This is a genomic window from Solihabitans fulvus, assembly GCF_008386585.1.
GTDB classification, from domain to species: domain Bacteria; phylum Actinomycetota; class Actinomycetes; order Mycobacteriales; family Pseudonocardiaceae; genus Solihabitans; species Solihabitans fulvus.
Window position 1 is genome coordinate 1 of the sequence record NZ_VUOB01000259.1, and the last position, 264, is coordinate 264.

At 46.6% G+C, this 264-nt stretch carries 1 protein-coding gene; it reads right to left on the minus strand.

Translation table 11 applies throughout. The features are described from left to right. Positions 1 to 257, minus strand: a 257-nt coding sequence (locus F0L68_RS45775) for a 50S ribosomal protein L37e (RefSeq protein ID WP_149855395.1), incomplete at its 3' end; no start/stop codon positions are given. Between the last annotated feature and the right edge of the window lie 7 nt (positions 258 to 264).

Sequence of the window (264 nt, forward strand, 5' to 3'; positions counted from 1 at the left end):
AGCGGTGTTGGTTTCCCTTCTTTAAAACCATTACGGAAGCGCCTCCTGACAATCTTCAAATGGCGCATGCGGCCAGTTCCAGTAGTCTTCCTGCGCTTAGCCTTTACTGACCAGTGGTAGGATCGTAATTTTGCTGCAGGATATCCACATTGGGCGCATTTTGATTTTTGAATGTGATATGACGATCTACCACATCTTCTGCATAACGTATGGGTCTTATTTCGGCGCTTACCGAAGCTTGAGGTACCCTTCGTCATCTTGTCA